A 14,552-nucleotide genomic window follows, 5' to 3' on the forward strand; every position below is an offset into this window, starting at 1 on the left:
GATGTTTCAGGGTATTTCTCGGGAAATATTGCATAAGCGGCGTTATGTGTCGCGTTGTGGCTTTTCTTCAAAATATAAGAAAGTATAAGTTTCACAGCATACTTTATGTCTTATATTTCTCGAAGAAATGGAAACCGTCCCAAAAAGGACGGCATAGCCGTTACTTCTTGTATTAAATCGCACGTACAACCTGAAGGAGGACTATTCAAAGTGAGTATCAAAAGAGCGCTAGTCAGCGTATCAGATAAACAAGGTATCGTGGATTTTTGCCGCGAGTTGTCTGCATTAGGCGTAGAAATCATCTCTACAGGTGGAACAAGCACGCTTTTGGCTAAAGAAGGTGTTCCAGTTATCGGGATTTCCGATGTGACAGGATTCCCAGAAATCATGGACGGACGTGTCAAAACCTTGCACCCTGCTGTACACAGCGGATTGCTTGCGGTTCGTGATAACGAGGAGCACACGCGTCAAATGAAGGAGCTTGGTCTGGACTACATCGATCTGGTTGTTGTGAATTTGTATCCGTTCGCGGAAACTATCGCAAAACCTGACGTATCCTACGAGGAAGCCATCGAGAATATCGATATCGGCGGACCTACGATGCTGCGTTCTGCGGCGAAGAACCATGCTTTTGTGAGTGTAGTGGTGGATGCTAATGACTACGCTACTGTACTTGAAGAGGTCCGCGCAGGTGGAGATACAACGCTAGAAACACGCAAACGTCTTGCGGCAAAAGTATTCCGTCATACGGCGGCTTACGATGCCTTGATTTCCGATTATTTGGCTAACGTTACTGGCGAGCCTCTACCAGAGCGCTACACCGTGACTTATGAGAAAATTCAGGATCTACGTTATGGCGAGAATCCGCATCAAAAAGCTGCGTTCTATCGCAAGCCATTGGCGGCACTGGATACACTCACTGCGGCTGAACAACTGCACGGCAAAGAGTTGTCTTATAACAATATCAACGATGCTAACGCAGCGTTGCAAATCGTGAAAGAATTTGAAGAGCCTGCTGTAGTAGCGGTTAAACATATGAACCCTTGTGGTGTAGGTGTGGGTGAAAGTGTATACGAAGCTTATCAAAAAGCTTACAACGCGGATCCAACTTCTATCTTTGGTGGGATTGTAGCAGCAAATCGCATTATTGATGCAGACACAGCGAACCTGCTGAAAGATATTTTCCTCGAAATCGTGTTAGCACCAGGCTTTACGGAAGAAGCACTGGAAATCCTTACGAAGAAAAAGAATCTCCGTTTGCTCAAAATCGGTAATCTTAGTACGGCTAGTTCGCGTAAGAGCAGCTTTGTAGTCACCTCTATTGATGGAGGAATGGTTGTACAGGAGAGCGATGTGCACTCTGTGAATCCAGATGATCTACAAGTTGTTACGGACCGTAAACCAACCGAGGAAGAATTGAAACAATTGTTGTTCGGATGGAAAGTAGTTAAGCATGTGAAATCTAATGCGATTGTGCTGGCTGCTGATGATATGACCGTTGGCGTAGGTGCAGGACAGATGAACCGCGTTGGTGCAGCTAAAATTGCAATCGAACAAGCTGGTGAAAAATCTAAGGGAGCCGTGCTCGCTTCCGACGCGTTCTTCCCCATGGGCGATACGCTTGAAATGGCAGCTAAAGCAGGAATCACTGCAGTGATTCAGCCAGGCGGCTCCATTAAAGACGAAGAGTCGATTAAGGTCGCTAATGAGTATGGTATTGCTATGGTCTTCACAGGCGTCCGTCATTTCAAACACTAGAGCACTGGGAGGATCATATTCGGATGGATATTTTAGTGGTTGGCGGCGGCGGCCGGGAACATGCGATGATTTGGAGTCTATCCCAAAGCCACAAGGCAGGTAAAATCTATTGCGCACCCGGCAACGCCGGGATTGCGCAGTTAGCCGAATGTGTGCCGATCGGAGTATTTGAGTTCGATCGTCTGACGGCTTTTGCGAAAGAGAAGGAAGTAGGTCTTGTTGTAATCGGTCCAGATGATCCGCTTGCTGCTGGGATTGTGGATGCTTTTGAAGCACAGGATATTCCTGTGTTTGGCCCACGCAAGAATGCGGCAGAGATCGAAGGCAGCAAAACCTTTATGAAGGATCTTTTGCATAAATATAATATTCCGACAGCAGCCTATGAGAAGTTCGACGACTATGAAGCTGCGCTAACTTATTTGCGGGAACAGCCGCTGCCGATCGTAATCAAGGCAGATGGTCTAGCTGCAGGAAAAGGCGTGACGGTTGCTTATTCGTTGGAAGAAGCAGAGCAAGCGCTCGCTGATATTATGGTCACTAAGGTATTCGGTGAGGCAGGCGCTCAGGTTGTTATTGAGGAATTTCTAGCTGGACAGGAAATGTCGATTCTGGCTTTTGTCGATGGAGAGACGGTACGTCCTATGGCTGCTGCCCAGGATCATAAGCCCGTATTTGATGGGGATAAAGGTCCTAATACCGGCGGAATGGGTACCTATTCGCCTTTACCACATATTGATGAGGCTATTATCCAAGAAGCGATCGAGACCATCATTAAGCCGACGGCAAAAGCGATGGTGGACGAAGGTCGTCCCTTTAGCGGTGTACTATTTGCGGGACTGATGATTTCTCCTGAGGGGAAACCAAAGACGATTGAGTTTAATGCTCGTTTCGGTGATCCTGAGACTCAGGTCGTGTTGCCTAGACTCAAGAGCGACTTGCTAGAAATCTTTCTGGCGGTCACAGAGGGTAGACTTGCAGATATCGACATTGAATGGAGCGACGAAGCGGCTGTATGCGTAGTTCTCGCTTCGGGAGGATATCCAGGCCCTTATCCAAAGGGTGTACCGATTGAAGGTCTTGAAGACAGCCAAGGAGGGCTGATCTTCCATGCTGGTACGGCGCGTGGTGAAGACGGAAGCTGGGTGACGAATGGTGGTCGGGTACTAGGCGTGGTAGGCCTAGGTGCTACGATTGCTGAAGCTCGTGCTGCAGCTTACGCTAGGGCCGAAGGAATTTCTTTTTCCGGAAAACAAAGCCGCAGCGACATCGCTATGAAAGCTTTGGTATAAGGATAAAGAACTGTATCTAGCATTTTTTGCGCTTAAAGTCCTAAAAAAGGACTGACAAGTGATAGAAGAAGTGCTATAATACTACACGTACGGGGGAAAATGTGCGGATATATACAGATAAGGGTCTTTCCGATCATGGGAAGGCCCTTTTAAATCGGAGTCCTTCAGACTTTGTGAAGTAACCTTATAAAGGATGCCTCGTGCCTGGAAATGATGATACTTATAGTGCATACTAGCGATACGCTTATGGCGAATGGCTACTCACAGATTTAAGGAGGAATTCGTTTTGAGTAAGATTGGAAGAAATGACTTGTGTCCTTGCGGAAGCGGGAAAAAATATAAGAAATGCTGCCTTGGTAAAGAAACTTCTGCAGTAGAGTCCATCATGCAACTTGTAAACAAGGAAGAAGCGGCAGCTAGCGAGACTGTGGCTGAGAAACAGGAGCCCGTAGCACAACCTGAAGTGAAGCTAACTCTTGCTACGCTCAGAAAAAAAGTGTCACGTGATCTGAATTGGGAGCATCCAGCACATGAACAACTGGCGCTGCAACTTATTGAGAGCATGAGAGAAAGCTATGACAGAGAGCTTATTTGGGAAGCTCTAGTTCTGTGGAATGGTTATTCCCGTAAGACTAAGCCTGCTGTGAAGAAAATGGGCTCTTTCTGCGCGGCGATCGAATTTATTTTGTCTGAGGAATATGGCTTCTCCCTAACACAAGCGGATCTTGCTGCCAAACATGAGGTTACTACGCCTACCATCTCTAGAAAAGTCAAAGAGATGCTCAATTATATTGAGGAATACGGCATGGGTGGTGCGGAAGAAGAATTACTTTTGCTGAATATCTCAGGCAGTCCGAAGGATCAGGAGCAAGCGCTATTACAAAAGGCTATGCAAACCAATTCATCCAACCGACGGATACAGTTAGCTGAAGCTGCACTAGAAGTTTATCCGGACAGTCCGGATGCTTATCTCATTTTGGCTGAGGAAGCAGAGAATGAAGCAGATGCCCGTGCTTTTCTAAAAGCAGGGATGGATGCAGGTGAACGTGAGCTTGGAGAAGCTTTTTTCGCTGAGAACAAAGGACATTTCTGGGGCCTCCACGAGACTCGTCCATACATTCGAATCTGCAAAAGCTACGCTGACTCTTGTTGGTTTAGCGGAAATGCAGAAGAAGCACAAAAAGTACTTGAGCACATTTTAGAGCTGAATCCTGAAGATAACACAGGTGCGCGTTACCTTTTGACGGCTGCGTATCTCTACACCAACAAGCTCAAGAAGACAGAAAAGGTGCTGGAAAAGTTCGGCAATGATGCAGCGGCGACAGTAGCTTACGACCGAATGGTCTTAGAATATAAGAAGAATGGGATTACTTCCCAACTGAAAATGTTGTACCGCGTAGCGCGGAATGTGAACAAGCATGTGCCGGATTATTTGTTAGGGATCAAAAGATTGCCGCACAACCTTCCGGATTTTGTGGGAATGGGCGACGCTAATGAAGCTATTGAATATGTGATTGTACACTCGCGTCTGTGGACAAGCCTACCTGATCTGCTGAAGTGGATGCTGAAGCAACAGGATTAGTAGTAGTAGAATTCAGATCTTGGACGTACATGAACTTAAAGAGGCTATGGGAGATTCCTGTAGTCTTTTTTTTAATATAAGAAAGTATAAAATTTGCATCATTAATTGTATTGCGTCCAGCGGACAATGCTTGAAAAAATGTCTTTGGGAGAGTATGTTTACAAGAAGTAGAATGAATAGATGATAGTGAGGCGAGAGGGTTATGAGAGAAGAGGAAGACCGAATCGTAGGAATGGAAGATATCGTACGGGCTCATCACGTACTACGGGAGGTCATCATCCGGACTCCACTACAGCGTGATGCCGTACTATCGGCCAAGTATGATTGCGATGTATATTTGAAACGCGAAGATTTGCAGATTGTCCGTTCTTTTAAAATCCGCGGAGCTTATAATATGATTCGTAGTCTATCCGCAGAAGATAGAGCCAAAGGTATTGTCTGCGCGAGTGCAGGAAATCACGCACAAGGTGTAGCCTATTCCTGCAAGGCACTTGGAATTAAGGGCAAGGTATATATGCCAAGCACAACACCTAACCAGAAGGTTAAACAAGTACGGCGGTTCGGCGGCGAGTTTGTTGAGGTCATTCTGAAGGGCGATACTTTCGATGATGCTTATGATGAAGCGCTGCAAGCTTGTATAGACCATGGTATGACGTTGATCCACCCGTTTGATGAGCCGAGAATTATTGCAGGCAATGGAACGATAGCGATGGAAGTGATGGAGAACCTGGATCATCCTGCGGATTTTATGTTCGTAACGATTGGTGGGGGCGGTTTGGCAGCAGGAATAGCCACTTATGTGAAGACGGTGAGTCCATCCACTAAGTTGATTGGTGTGGAACCGCTTGGTGCTGCTTCAATGACTGAAGCGATCAAGCTTGGAGAAGTGGTAACGCTAAAAGAAATTAACAAGTTCGTGGACGGAGCGGCTGTAAAGCGCGTTGGCGGACTGACTTATGATATTTGTTCCCGGCATCTGGATGACATCGTGATGGTGCCTGAAGGCAAGGCTTGTACCACCATTCTGGAGCTATATAACGAGAATGCTATAGTGGTTGAGCCAGCGGGTTCCTTACCTATCGCAGCACTTGATCAGTACCGTGATCAAATCCGCGGGAAGACGGTTGTCTGTATCATTAGTGGGGGGAACAACGATATTGACCGTATGCAGGAGATCAAAGAGCGGTCACTGATTTACGAAGGCTTAAAGCACTACTTCATGGTGAACTTCCCACAACGGGCAGGTGCCCTGCGTGAATTCTTGGACGAAATCCTCGGTCCAGAGGATGATATTACCCGTTTCGAGTACATCAAGAAGCATGATAAGGAGAATGGTCCCGCGCTTGTAGGCATAGAGCTATTGTCCATTGAAGCATATGAACCACTTATCGAACGGATGCAGCAGAAGGGTGTAGATTATGTAGAAATCAATAAGGATTCCAATCTCTTTAACATCCTTATTTAATTTCTTTCATCACTTTAATCATTTCGTTAATGAACACAGAAAGGCCCGTCCCAGAATGAATAGGGACGGGCCTTTTGTATATCATACTAGAGAGGTAATTCAGTCTTACGGTATTGTTCGACTTCATCAGTTAATTTATAATCTTTGTCCTTCATTAATTTCATGAAGCCTTCTAGTTTCTGCAGGAAAGGGCTATTGTCTTTATTCTTGGTGAGAATGCTAGAGTAGGCTTTCTGCGCCTCTAAGTCCATTTCAAGATTGTCATAATGGAATAGGGGCGTGTTATTCTGGCCGTAAAACGTATTGTTAACGTAGGTAGAATATAAGGATTTCACGGCTGAGATTCGGTTCGATTTCGGATAATTTTGAATGAATTGCTCTTGAGAAAGTGCTCGCGCAGCTACATCGGTCCAACCAATGACCAGCCCGTTATCCTTGGAGGAGGGCAGATCAGATTCCGTAGCCATAATGGATAGATACGCGCTGATATCGTCAGTGACATAAAGCTTATATTTGCGGTAAGCCTCATAATCGATCACCGGGAAAAAAGTGCCTTCCGCGGTCTCCAGTTTATATCCATTTTCGCTGGCACTCTTCAGCAGGGTGCGCAGAGTGAGATCTTCTGTGGCATCAGCAAGGGTCTTCATACTAGCGCCAGCCTTATAGATGGCGGTGAGCTTCCGCTGGACATTGCTGGTACTGAATTTGCTCTCCCATGCCGGAAGCGCCGCCTTGTGCAAATTCTCAAGCTTCAGTGTCATTATCGTGGCACGATACGAACCTACCGCATACATATTGGCGTTCAAATATTTAATAGCTTCGGGTAACTTGTTAGAGGAAGACAACAGCGGCAATGCTGCTTTATAGATAGCCTCCGCATGATTGTTGTTTACTGTCAAAGGATTTGCCTTAGTGCTTCCCACAGGAGGGCTGGCAGCGCCTTCTGCTTGAATCGTACCTATAGGTACCGCGCCTAGTCCCAATGTTACTGCTAGAACAGAATAGAGAATATATTGCTTCTTATTCATGAAAGTTCCCCCTGTCTATCGGATGAAATATGGGTGGAGCATGACTTTTATTTTCTAAAAAATATAAACTTAAGTCCAATTGCCCCAATCAGGGAAACAATTAAGCTTACCCACGGGGATAAAGTAATGACCGGAAACAATCGGTCGAGGTACAAGCCAATGAATACGGCAACTACGGCGATTCCGATATAGACGCCAAGGCCTTTGATATCAAAGGGCTTGGCTTTAGGTGCATCCCCCTCAGACAAGGAGGTTAACCATTTCATAATAAGTTCGATCAAGATAATGGAACCTGCCCCCACAGCGAAGAGGGTGAAGAGGCTAATCTCTCCGAACATCCCGGAGGATCCGTTAGTCCATTGCAAGAAGAGTCCCCCTATAGCTAAGATCCCGAACAAACAGGTTAGAGCCGCGCAGGGAATCATTAAGTAATAGTTCCATTTGCTACGCGCCGGGCGTGTGGGAACGCTGTCTATGATCTCTTTAAAATAATCATCCGGATTCTCGCCAAACACCTGTTTGGCATTTTTTCCTTTCTTTTGTTCTTTCAGAAGCAGCTTGGCTGCATCTAGTAAAAGTTCTTCAGCGCGGAGAGCTTCTACCCGACTGGCCCGCATCGTTAGGATCATATCTTCAAAATAGGATCGATTGAAAGGCGTCATCTGCTCGCGCAGGGCGTTATTTTCCTTAATCATATCTTTCACTTTCATAATGTGGATGTAAACCTCCAATAGTGTTAATCGGTATAGTCTTTAACCTAGAGTATACGTTTGCCTGACAGGTCAGCGCAAGGACAAGCATTTCTATTTTCCTATGCATAATCCTTTTATAAGAGTGAACACTGATAATGTTGTTGCTTGATCAATATAGCTTTGGGAAAGGTTGGGAGCTTTATGGAACATGAGAACAAGAAGGAACAGGGAACAGTCATGGGCAACGGTTCTGAGCCTACGCCCAATCATTCAATGGGGGATTGGGGCGGCTCTGATGGATTCAGCATGTGGAATTCCACGGAAGAACCAGCAACAGAGGGCGCGCTTAAGGATTGGGAAGGCAGTCAAGAAACCCATGAAATGTTTAACGACAGCTATGATTGATTGACGGCCCTGGAAGCACATCTCGTGATTGAAAAACAGCCAGTCTACATTATTGTGGAGACTGGCTGTTTGACGTTCCGCTTTATACGCCGAATTTGCTCTTGCAAATTACTAGGATCTGTCCCGTTCCTGTTGACAATATGAGCGAAATCTTTATAATAAGAATATAATTCACACTAAGTTAATCGGAATTCTAATAAATTAAAATAATGATTAAATATAGGAGGTTACGGCAATGGAACGGAATATTGTAATCCGGCATAACGGCGAAGAATTGACAGCGAGCATCCATTATCCGAGTAAAGAGAAGGGAACTTCCATACGTTGCAAGGACAGATTGCCATTAGCTGTAATCTGCCATGGATTTGTCGGTAACCGGATTGGTGTTGATCGGATCTTTGTCAAGGCAGCTCGTGAACTGGCGCAAGACGGGTATATGGTCATTCGATTTGACTATGCGGGCTGCGGCGAGAGCAGCGGTAATTACGGCGGGGAGGATATGGAGTCGATGATCGCTCAGACTAGAGCGGTGCTCGATTACGGAATTAGCTCTGCCGATGTGGACCCACAGCGTGTGACGCTGATTGGCCACAGTCTGGGTGGGGCGGTTGCGCTTCTGACCAGTATTCGTGATCGCCGCGTGAAGAATCTCGTGCTGTGGGCCTCCGTGGGTTACCCCTTCAATGATATTGTGAAAATTGTAGGGCGGGAGGCGTATGATCGATCGGTGAAGAATGGATCAGCGGATTATGTGGGCTACTCGTTCACACCGGTATATTTCAATTCTTTGGCGGCCTTCCAGCCTTTCCAAGAGGCTAGTAAATTCAGTGGTGATGTGCTCGTCATTCATGGTACGTCTGATGATGTCATCCCCGTGGATTATGCATTTCTTTACCAGAAATTATTCTGGACGCGTCCTGAGGGACGATGCGATAAAGAGATCATTTTTCAAGGTGATCATACCTTTTCGTCTGGGCCAGCACAGCAGCAGCTGCTTAAGCGGACAAGAGAGTGGATGAACGAACAGGAGCATGTGCAGACAGAGTGGCAAAATTGGATGATATAGGTGATGGACTTTACTCGCAATAACTTGAAATTAGCGGTAAAATAAAGATGCACACCATATACTGGGTTATGGAGGTTGGCATCCTATGAAATTACCGTCATTTTTTATCGCGCACGGTTCTCCGCTCCTCGCACTGGAGGATAACGAGTATACCCGTTTTCTGGAGCGGCTTGGTCAAGAACTAGAAGCACCACGGGGTATAGTAGTATTCTCAGCGCACTGGGATAGCCCAGAACAGCTACTCACCATGGATGAGAAGCATGAAACACAACACGACTTCTACGGATTCCCTGAAGAAATGTATACGCTGACCTATCCAGCCCCAGGCGATCCAACTCTAACTAAGCGGATTTCCGAGCTCTTTAAGGGTAACAATCTTTCACATCAGCCCGTTTTGGGGCGAGGACTCGATCACGGAGTCTGGGTAATTCTGAAAAAAATGTTTCCGAAAGCCGATATTCCGGTAGTCGCTTTATCCGTCGATTCACTACGTTCTCCCAAGGAACAGTACAATATCGGGCGGATGTTAGCCCCTCTGCGTGACGAAGGCATACTGCTGATAGGAAGCGGTGGACTTGTTCACAATTTGCGGATGCTTAATGAAAGTGATCAGCCTGAAGAGTGGGCGCTTGAATTCGATGCATGGATTGCCAAGGGGTTAGAATCTTGGGATTTACCTTCACTGTTTGCTTATGAGAAAAAAGCTCCGCATGTTCGTGATGCGGTTCCATCTTACGGAAGAGAGCATTTCGCACCTCTCTTTTATGCGATGGGAACAGCGGATGGCAGCAGGAAGGCAGAGCGGATATTTCAAGCGTATCAATATGGGACATTAAGCCTCAATTGCTGGAAGCTAGACTAAATGGATAAGATACACGCAGGGTACAGCCGGAGATCGGCTGTGCCCTTTTTTAAAATATAAGAAAGTAAAAGTTTCACGCTATGCATTATCCTTATATTTCTCGCTTAAACGTGTATCGTCCTAATAAGGACGCTGAAGTCGTTCATACTTGATGCAAGCGGATCAAGACAAATGGGACTGGCTGTGATTAAATGGAAGAAACCAGTTAAGATACATAAAACGCTTAGGAGGAACTACAAGCTTATGAAAGTAAACTGCTCTTCTTCCCGTCTATTATCTGCCATTGTACTAAGTACCCTATTGCTCTCCGCTTGCGGAACAGAGAGTGCAAATAATGTAATTGCCCCGACACAGCAACCTACAGCAGATCCTGCGCCAATTGAAACGATCCAGCCATCGCCTACTGCAGATCCATCTGCTGAACTTGTTTCGGGATTAACAGGTCTTCCGGTTTCTGAAAACAGTCTCCCACGTCCCTTAGCTGTTATGATTAATAATGCTCCAGCGGCCCGGCCACAATCGGGGGTGAGTGAAGCGGATATTTTATATGAGGTCCTTGCTGAAGGTGGCATTACGCGGTTAATTGGTATTTTTCAAAGTCATACCGGAGTGGTCAAAATCGGACCGATTCGCAGTATTCGCCCTTATCTGCTCGATATTGGCGAGAGCTACGGTGGTGTGACGGTACATGCCGGGGGGAGCCCCGCGGCTTATGCCATTTTGCAAAAAGAGAAAAAAGCAGATATGGACGAAATCGGTCGTGCCGGAGCTTATTTCTGGCGGGACAAAACACGTAAAGCCCCTCATAATCTCTACAGTAATGCAGAGAAGCTGCGGGAAGGTGCCGAGAAGCTGGGTTATGAGAAAAGTGTGAAGGTGCCAGGGTATCTTTTTAACAATCCAGATTACATACCAACAGGCGGAGAACAGGCCGCTGAGTTTAACGTAAACTTCTTACTTAAAAGCTATAAAATTGACTATAAATACGATACTCAGCTCCAGACCTATCAGCGTTACGTGAATGGTAAACCACATTTGGATCTGAATAACAATAAGCCAGTAGAAGCTGCAAATGTGATGGTGATGGGTTCCGATCATAAAGTACTTGATGATGTTGGAAGACTTCAGGTTGACGTGGAGCTTGGTGGTGAAGCGCTGCTCTTTCAGCGGGGACAGGTCACAAAGGGCAGATGGTCGCGTGAGCCAGGTGATGTGATTCGGTTTGTGAAGGATGGTAAAGAAGAGCTAATGTATCCAGGAATCACCCATATTTTGGTTGTCCCTAATACACCTTCATTTAGCAGTCATGTGGTATACGGCGGAGCAGATAGTGCAACCTAAGAAAGTCGGAATATCCAGTGTTATACAGATTTGTGTTCGGAATTATGGGTAAGTGTTAATAGAGTGTAAAAAAGTTCATTTCTATAGCTTCTATACCTTCTACGGATATGTTAAGATAACAAGGGTTGTCATTCATTTTCATGCTTTTTACATATGGGTGACTCTGTACTCACGGTAATATTATGTAAAGGGGTTTAAAACAATGAAGTTGAGAAAAAAGGACATATTCTTTGAGACGCTGGAAAATATGGCGGATACCATTGTCCAAGCTGCAGATTATTTTGCTCAGAATATCACTGATCTCCAGAATAATGTCGATGGTTTCGCTGCAGAGATGAAGAAGTACGAATCCCAATGTGATACTTACACGCACACCGTAATTAAGGAATTGAACAAGACGTTCATTACGCCACTTGAGCGTGACGACATTATGGACTTGATTACAAGCATGGATGATGTCATTGATGGCTTGGAGGCATCTGCCTCACGTTTCTATATGTACAACCTTCTTGACCCGGATGAATACATTGTACAATTTGCCGAAATCCTTCGTCAGTGTGCTTATGAAATCCAAAAAGCGGTTCATTTGCTTTCCCAGAAGAAGCTGCTGGCCATTCGTGAATATACGATCCGTTTGAATGACCTTGAGAATCAAGGGGACGAAGTCCTTCGTATTTGTACCAAAGCTCTATTTGAAACCGTTAAGGACCCGATTGAGCTGATTAAGCGTAAGGAATTATATGAGCGACTCGAGACCACTACAGATAAATGTGAAGATGTAGCCAACATGTTGGAATCGATCATCATGCGCAACTCATAAGGGGTACTAGAATATGGAAACATCGATATGGATTCTTGGAATTGTTATATTTCTCGCGCTTGCGTTTGACTTTATTAATGGTTTCCATGATACGGCCAACGCGATTGCTACCTCTGTCTCTACACGTGCGTTAAAACCTCGAACAGCTATTATTATGGCGGCACTGATGAACTTTGTCGGAGCTTTGATGTTTACAGGTGTAGCTAAGAAAATTGGCGGAAGTATCACAGACCCCACGTTGCTGGAAAATGGTCTGGATATCATAATAGCCACGCTGATTGCTGCGATTATTTGGAATTTGATCACCTGGTGGCTCGGAATTCCGTCCTCCTCCTCCCATGCACTGATCGGCGCTTTGGCTGGTGCAGTATATGTGGGTGCAGGTTCGTCGCATATTAACTGGGGCGGATTTGTGGAAATTGTCGAGGGCTTGATCTTCTCGCCAATTATTGCATTTGTTATCGGTTATATCATCATGACAGTCCTGAAATGGATTTTTGCAAAGCGTAGTCCACATACGGTTAATAAGGGCTTCCGTTCCATGCAGGTTGTGACGGCGGCATTACAGTCGTTTACTCATGGTACGAATGATGCGCAGAAGGCGATGGGGATCATTACCTTTGCCCTCGTTACATCAGGACGCCAAGAGACTATGGATGTAATCCCTCTATGGGTTAAGATTGCTGCGGCTACGGCTATGGCACTCGGTACCTCCATTGGTGGTTGGAAGATTATCAAGACGATGGGTACGAAGATTTTCAAAATCGAGCCGATCAACGGCTTCGCGGCTGATATTTCCGCGGCTTCCGTTATTTTCTCGGCAACACTGCTTCATTTGCCAGTCAGCTCCACACACGCGATCACTTCAGCAATCCTGGGTGTTGGCTCCGCAAAACGCTTCTCTGCCGTGAAATGGGGAGTGGCTGGACGTATTGTAGTCACTTGGTTTATTACGATTCCAATCAGTGCGGTATTAGCCGGTCTGATTTTCAAAATCATTTTTTAAATCCCTTTAATAAAAAGATGTCAGTTAGCCTTTGGCTGCGGACATCTTTTTTTGTTGTTTGGGTGGTGTGGGGCGGGAGCGGTATAAATCCCGAAGAAATGACGGAATTGGGCGATTGGAGGGGAAAGAACGGTATAAATCCCCTAGAATTGACGGGATTCGGCGATTGGAGGGTGAAAGAACGGTATAAATCCCGTAGAAATGACGGGATTCGGCGATTGGAGGGGAAAGAACGGTATAAAACCCGTAGAATTAGCTAAGTTACGCCGAAAAAGCATAAAGAGGGGCACAAATACCCTAGAATTGGAAAAATAGCGTCGATGAAGGGGAAAGAGGGGTATAAATACCCCTGAATTGGTGAAATGGCGTCGTATAAGCATAAAGAGGGGTATAAATACCCCAGAATTGGTGAAATAGCGTCGAAGAAGCATAAAGAGGGGTATAAATACCCCAAAATTGGTGAAATAGCGTCGAAGAAGTATAAAGCAGGATATAAGTGCCCCGAAATTGGTGAAATAGCGTCGAAGAAGCATAAAGAGGGGTATAAATACCCCAGAAATTGGTGAAATAGCATCGAAAAAGCATAAAGAGGGGCATAAATACCCTAGAATTGGCAAAATAGCGTCGATGAAGGGGAAAGAGGGGTATAAATACCCCTGAATTGGTGAAATAGCGTGGTATAAGCATAAAGAGGGGTATAAATACCCCAGAATTGGTGAAATGGCGTCGTATAAGCATAAAGAGGGGCATAAATACCCCAAAATTGGTGAAATAGCGTCGTATAAGCATAAAGAGGGGTATAAATACCCCAGAATTGGTGAAATAGCGTCGTATAAGCATAAAGAGGGGTATAAATACCCCAGAATTGGTGAAATAGCGTCGTATAAGCATAAAGAGGGGTATAAATACCCCAGAATTGGCGAAATAGCGTCGAAGAAGCATAAAGAGGGGCATAAATCCCCCAGAATTGGTGAAATGGCGTCGTATAAGCATAAAGAGGGGTATAAATACCCCAGAATTGGTGAAATAGCGTCGTATAAGCATAAAGAGGGGTATAAATACCCCAGAATTGGCGAAATAGCGTCGAAGAAGCATAAAGCAGGATATAAGTGCCCCAGATTTGCAGAGTCTAGCTCGTATAACCGAGAGTGGTTAAAGCTTGGATAAGGTGCGTATGAGCTTATGTCTGGACGTAGCTTTTTGTGCATCTGTCGAATCTAGGCGGCGGGTTAGAATTT

At 45.5% G+C, this 14,552-nt stretch carries 13 protein-coding genes; 11 read left to right on the forward strand and 2 right to left on the reverse strand.

What is annotated here, in order from left to right; all coding sequences use genetic code 11:
* The first annotated feature begins 210 nt into the window (after positions 1-210).
* The 4 genes from purH to ilvA all read left to right on the forward strand — a co-directional run bounded on the left by purH (position 211) and on the right by ilvA (position 6,094).
* On the forward strand, positions 211-1,758 hold the full coding sequence (gene purH, locus ACWNM1_RS24715; protein ID WP_449603020.1) for a bifunctional phosphoribosylaminoimidazolecarboxamide formyltransferase/IMP cyclohydrolase: 1,548 nt from the start codon (positions 211-213) through the stop codon (positions 1,756-1,758).
* A 23-nt stretch (positions 1,759-1,781) separates the two neighbouring features.
* The gene (gene purD, locus ACWNM1_RS24720; protein ID WP_449603021.1) at positions 1,782-3,047 is read left to right on the forward strand and encodes a phosphoribosylamine--glycine ligase; all 1,266 of its coding nucleotides are present in this window, start codon (positions 1,782-1,784) and stop codon (positions 3,045-3,047) included.
* 286 nt (positions 3,048-3,333) lie between these two features.
* Positions 3,334-4,629, forward strand: a complete 1,296-nt coding sequence (locus ACWNM1_RS24725) for an SEC-C metal-binding domain-containing protein (protein WP_449603022.1) — start codon at positions 3,334-3,336, stop codon at positions 4,627-4,629.
* A gap of 202 nt (positions 4,630-4,831) precedes the next feature.
* Positions 4,832-6,094: a threonine ammonia-lyase IlvA gene (gene ilvA, locus ACWNM1_RS24730; RefSeq protein WP_042184762.1), complete on the forward strand. Its 1,263-nt coding sequence runs from the start codon at positions 4,832-4,834 to the stop codon at positions 6,092-6,094.
* A gap of 86 nt (positions 6,095-6,180) precedes the next feature.
* On the opposite strand, the gene ACWNM1_RS24735 is transcribed toward ilvA, so the two are convergent.
* Both ACWNM1_RS24735 and ACWNM1_RS24740 read right to left on the reverse strand, forming a co-directional pair.
* Positions 6,181-7,122 (reverse strand): hypothetical protein, encoded by a 942-nt coding sequence (locus tag ACWNM1_RS24735; protein ID WP_449603023.1) that lies wholly within the window; start codon positions 7,120-7,122, stop codon positions 6,181-6,183.
* Positions 7,123-7,169: 47 nt separating this feature from the next.
* Positions 7,170-7,832, reverse strand: coding sequence for a DUF1129 family protein (locus tag ACWNM1_RS24740; RefSeq protein WP_449603024.1), 663 nt, complete (start codon positions 7,830-7,832; stop codon positions 7,170-7,172).
* Positions 7,833-8,015: 183 nt separating this feature from the next.
* On the opposite strand from ACWNM1_RS24740, the gene ACWNM1_RS24745 reads away from it, so the two are divergent.
* The 7 genes from ACWNM1_RS24745 (at position 8,016) to ACWNM1_RS24775 (ending at position 14,481) form a co-directional block, all read left to right on the forward strand.
* On the forward strand, positions 8,016-8,219 hold the full coding sequence (locus ACWNM1_RS24745) for a hypothetical protein (protein ID WP_449603025.1): 204 nt from the start codon (positions 8,016-8,018) through the stop codon (positions 8,217-8,219).
* 235 nt (positions 8,220-8,454) lie between these two features.
* Positions 8,455-9,285 carry an alpha/beta hydrolase family protein gene (locus tag ACWNM1_RS24750; protein ID WP_449603026.1) on the forward strand — a complete coding sequence of 277 codons (831 nt, stop codon included), beginning with the start codon at positions 8,455-8,457 and terminating at the stop codon, positions 9,283-9,285.
* Between the two features lie 85 nt (positions 9,286-9,370).
* Complete coding sequence (locus tag ACWNM1_RS24755) at positions 9,371-10,147, forward strand: DODA-type extradiol aromatic ring-opening family dioxygenase (RefSeq protein ID WP_449603027.1); 777 nt, start codon at positions 9,371-9,373, stop codon at positions 10,145-10,147.
* 243 nt (positions 10,148-10,390) lie between these two features.
* Positions 10,391-11,488, forward strand: coding sequence for a DUF3048 domain-containing protein (locus tag ACWNM1_RS24760; RefSeq protein ID WP_449603028.1), 1,098 nt, complete (start codon positions 10,391-10,393; stop codon positions 11,486-11,488).
* 202 nt (positions 11,489-11,690) lie between these two features.
* Positions 11,691-12,308, forward strand: a complete 618-nt coding sequence (locus ACWNM1_RS24765) for a DUF47 domain-containing protein (RefSeq protein ID WP_449603029.1) — start codon at positions 11,691-11,693, stop codon at positions 12,306-12,308.
* 13 nt (positions 12,309-12,321) lie between these two features.
* The gene (locus ACWNM1_RS24770) at positions 12,322-13,314 is read left to right on the forward strand and encodes an inorganic phosphate transporter (protein ID WP_076300202.1); all 993 of its coding nucleotides are present in this window, start codon (positions 12,322-12,324) and stop codon (positions 13,312-13,314) included.
* A 720-nt stretch (positions 13,315-14,034) separates the two neighbouring features.
* The gene (locus tag ACWNM1_RS24775; protein WP_449603030.1) at positions 14,035-14,481 is read left to right on the forward strand and encodes a hypothetical protein; all 447 of its coding nucleotides are present in this window, start codon (positions 14,035-14,037) and stop codon (positions 14,479-14,481) included.
* Positions 14,482-14,552: the final 71 nt, after the last annotated feature.

It is taken from the genome of Paenibacillus sp. Marseille-Q9583, from assembly GCF_976954365.1.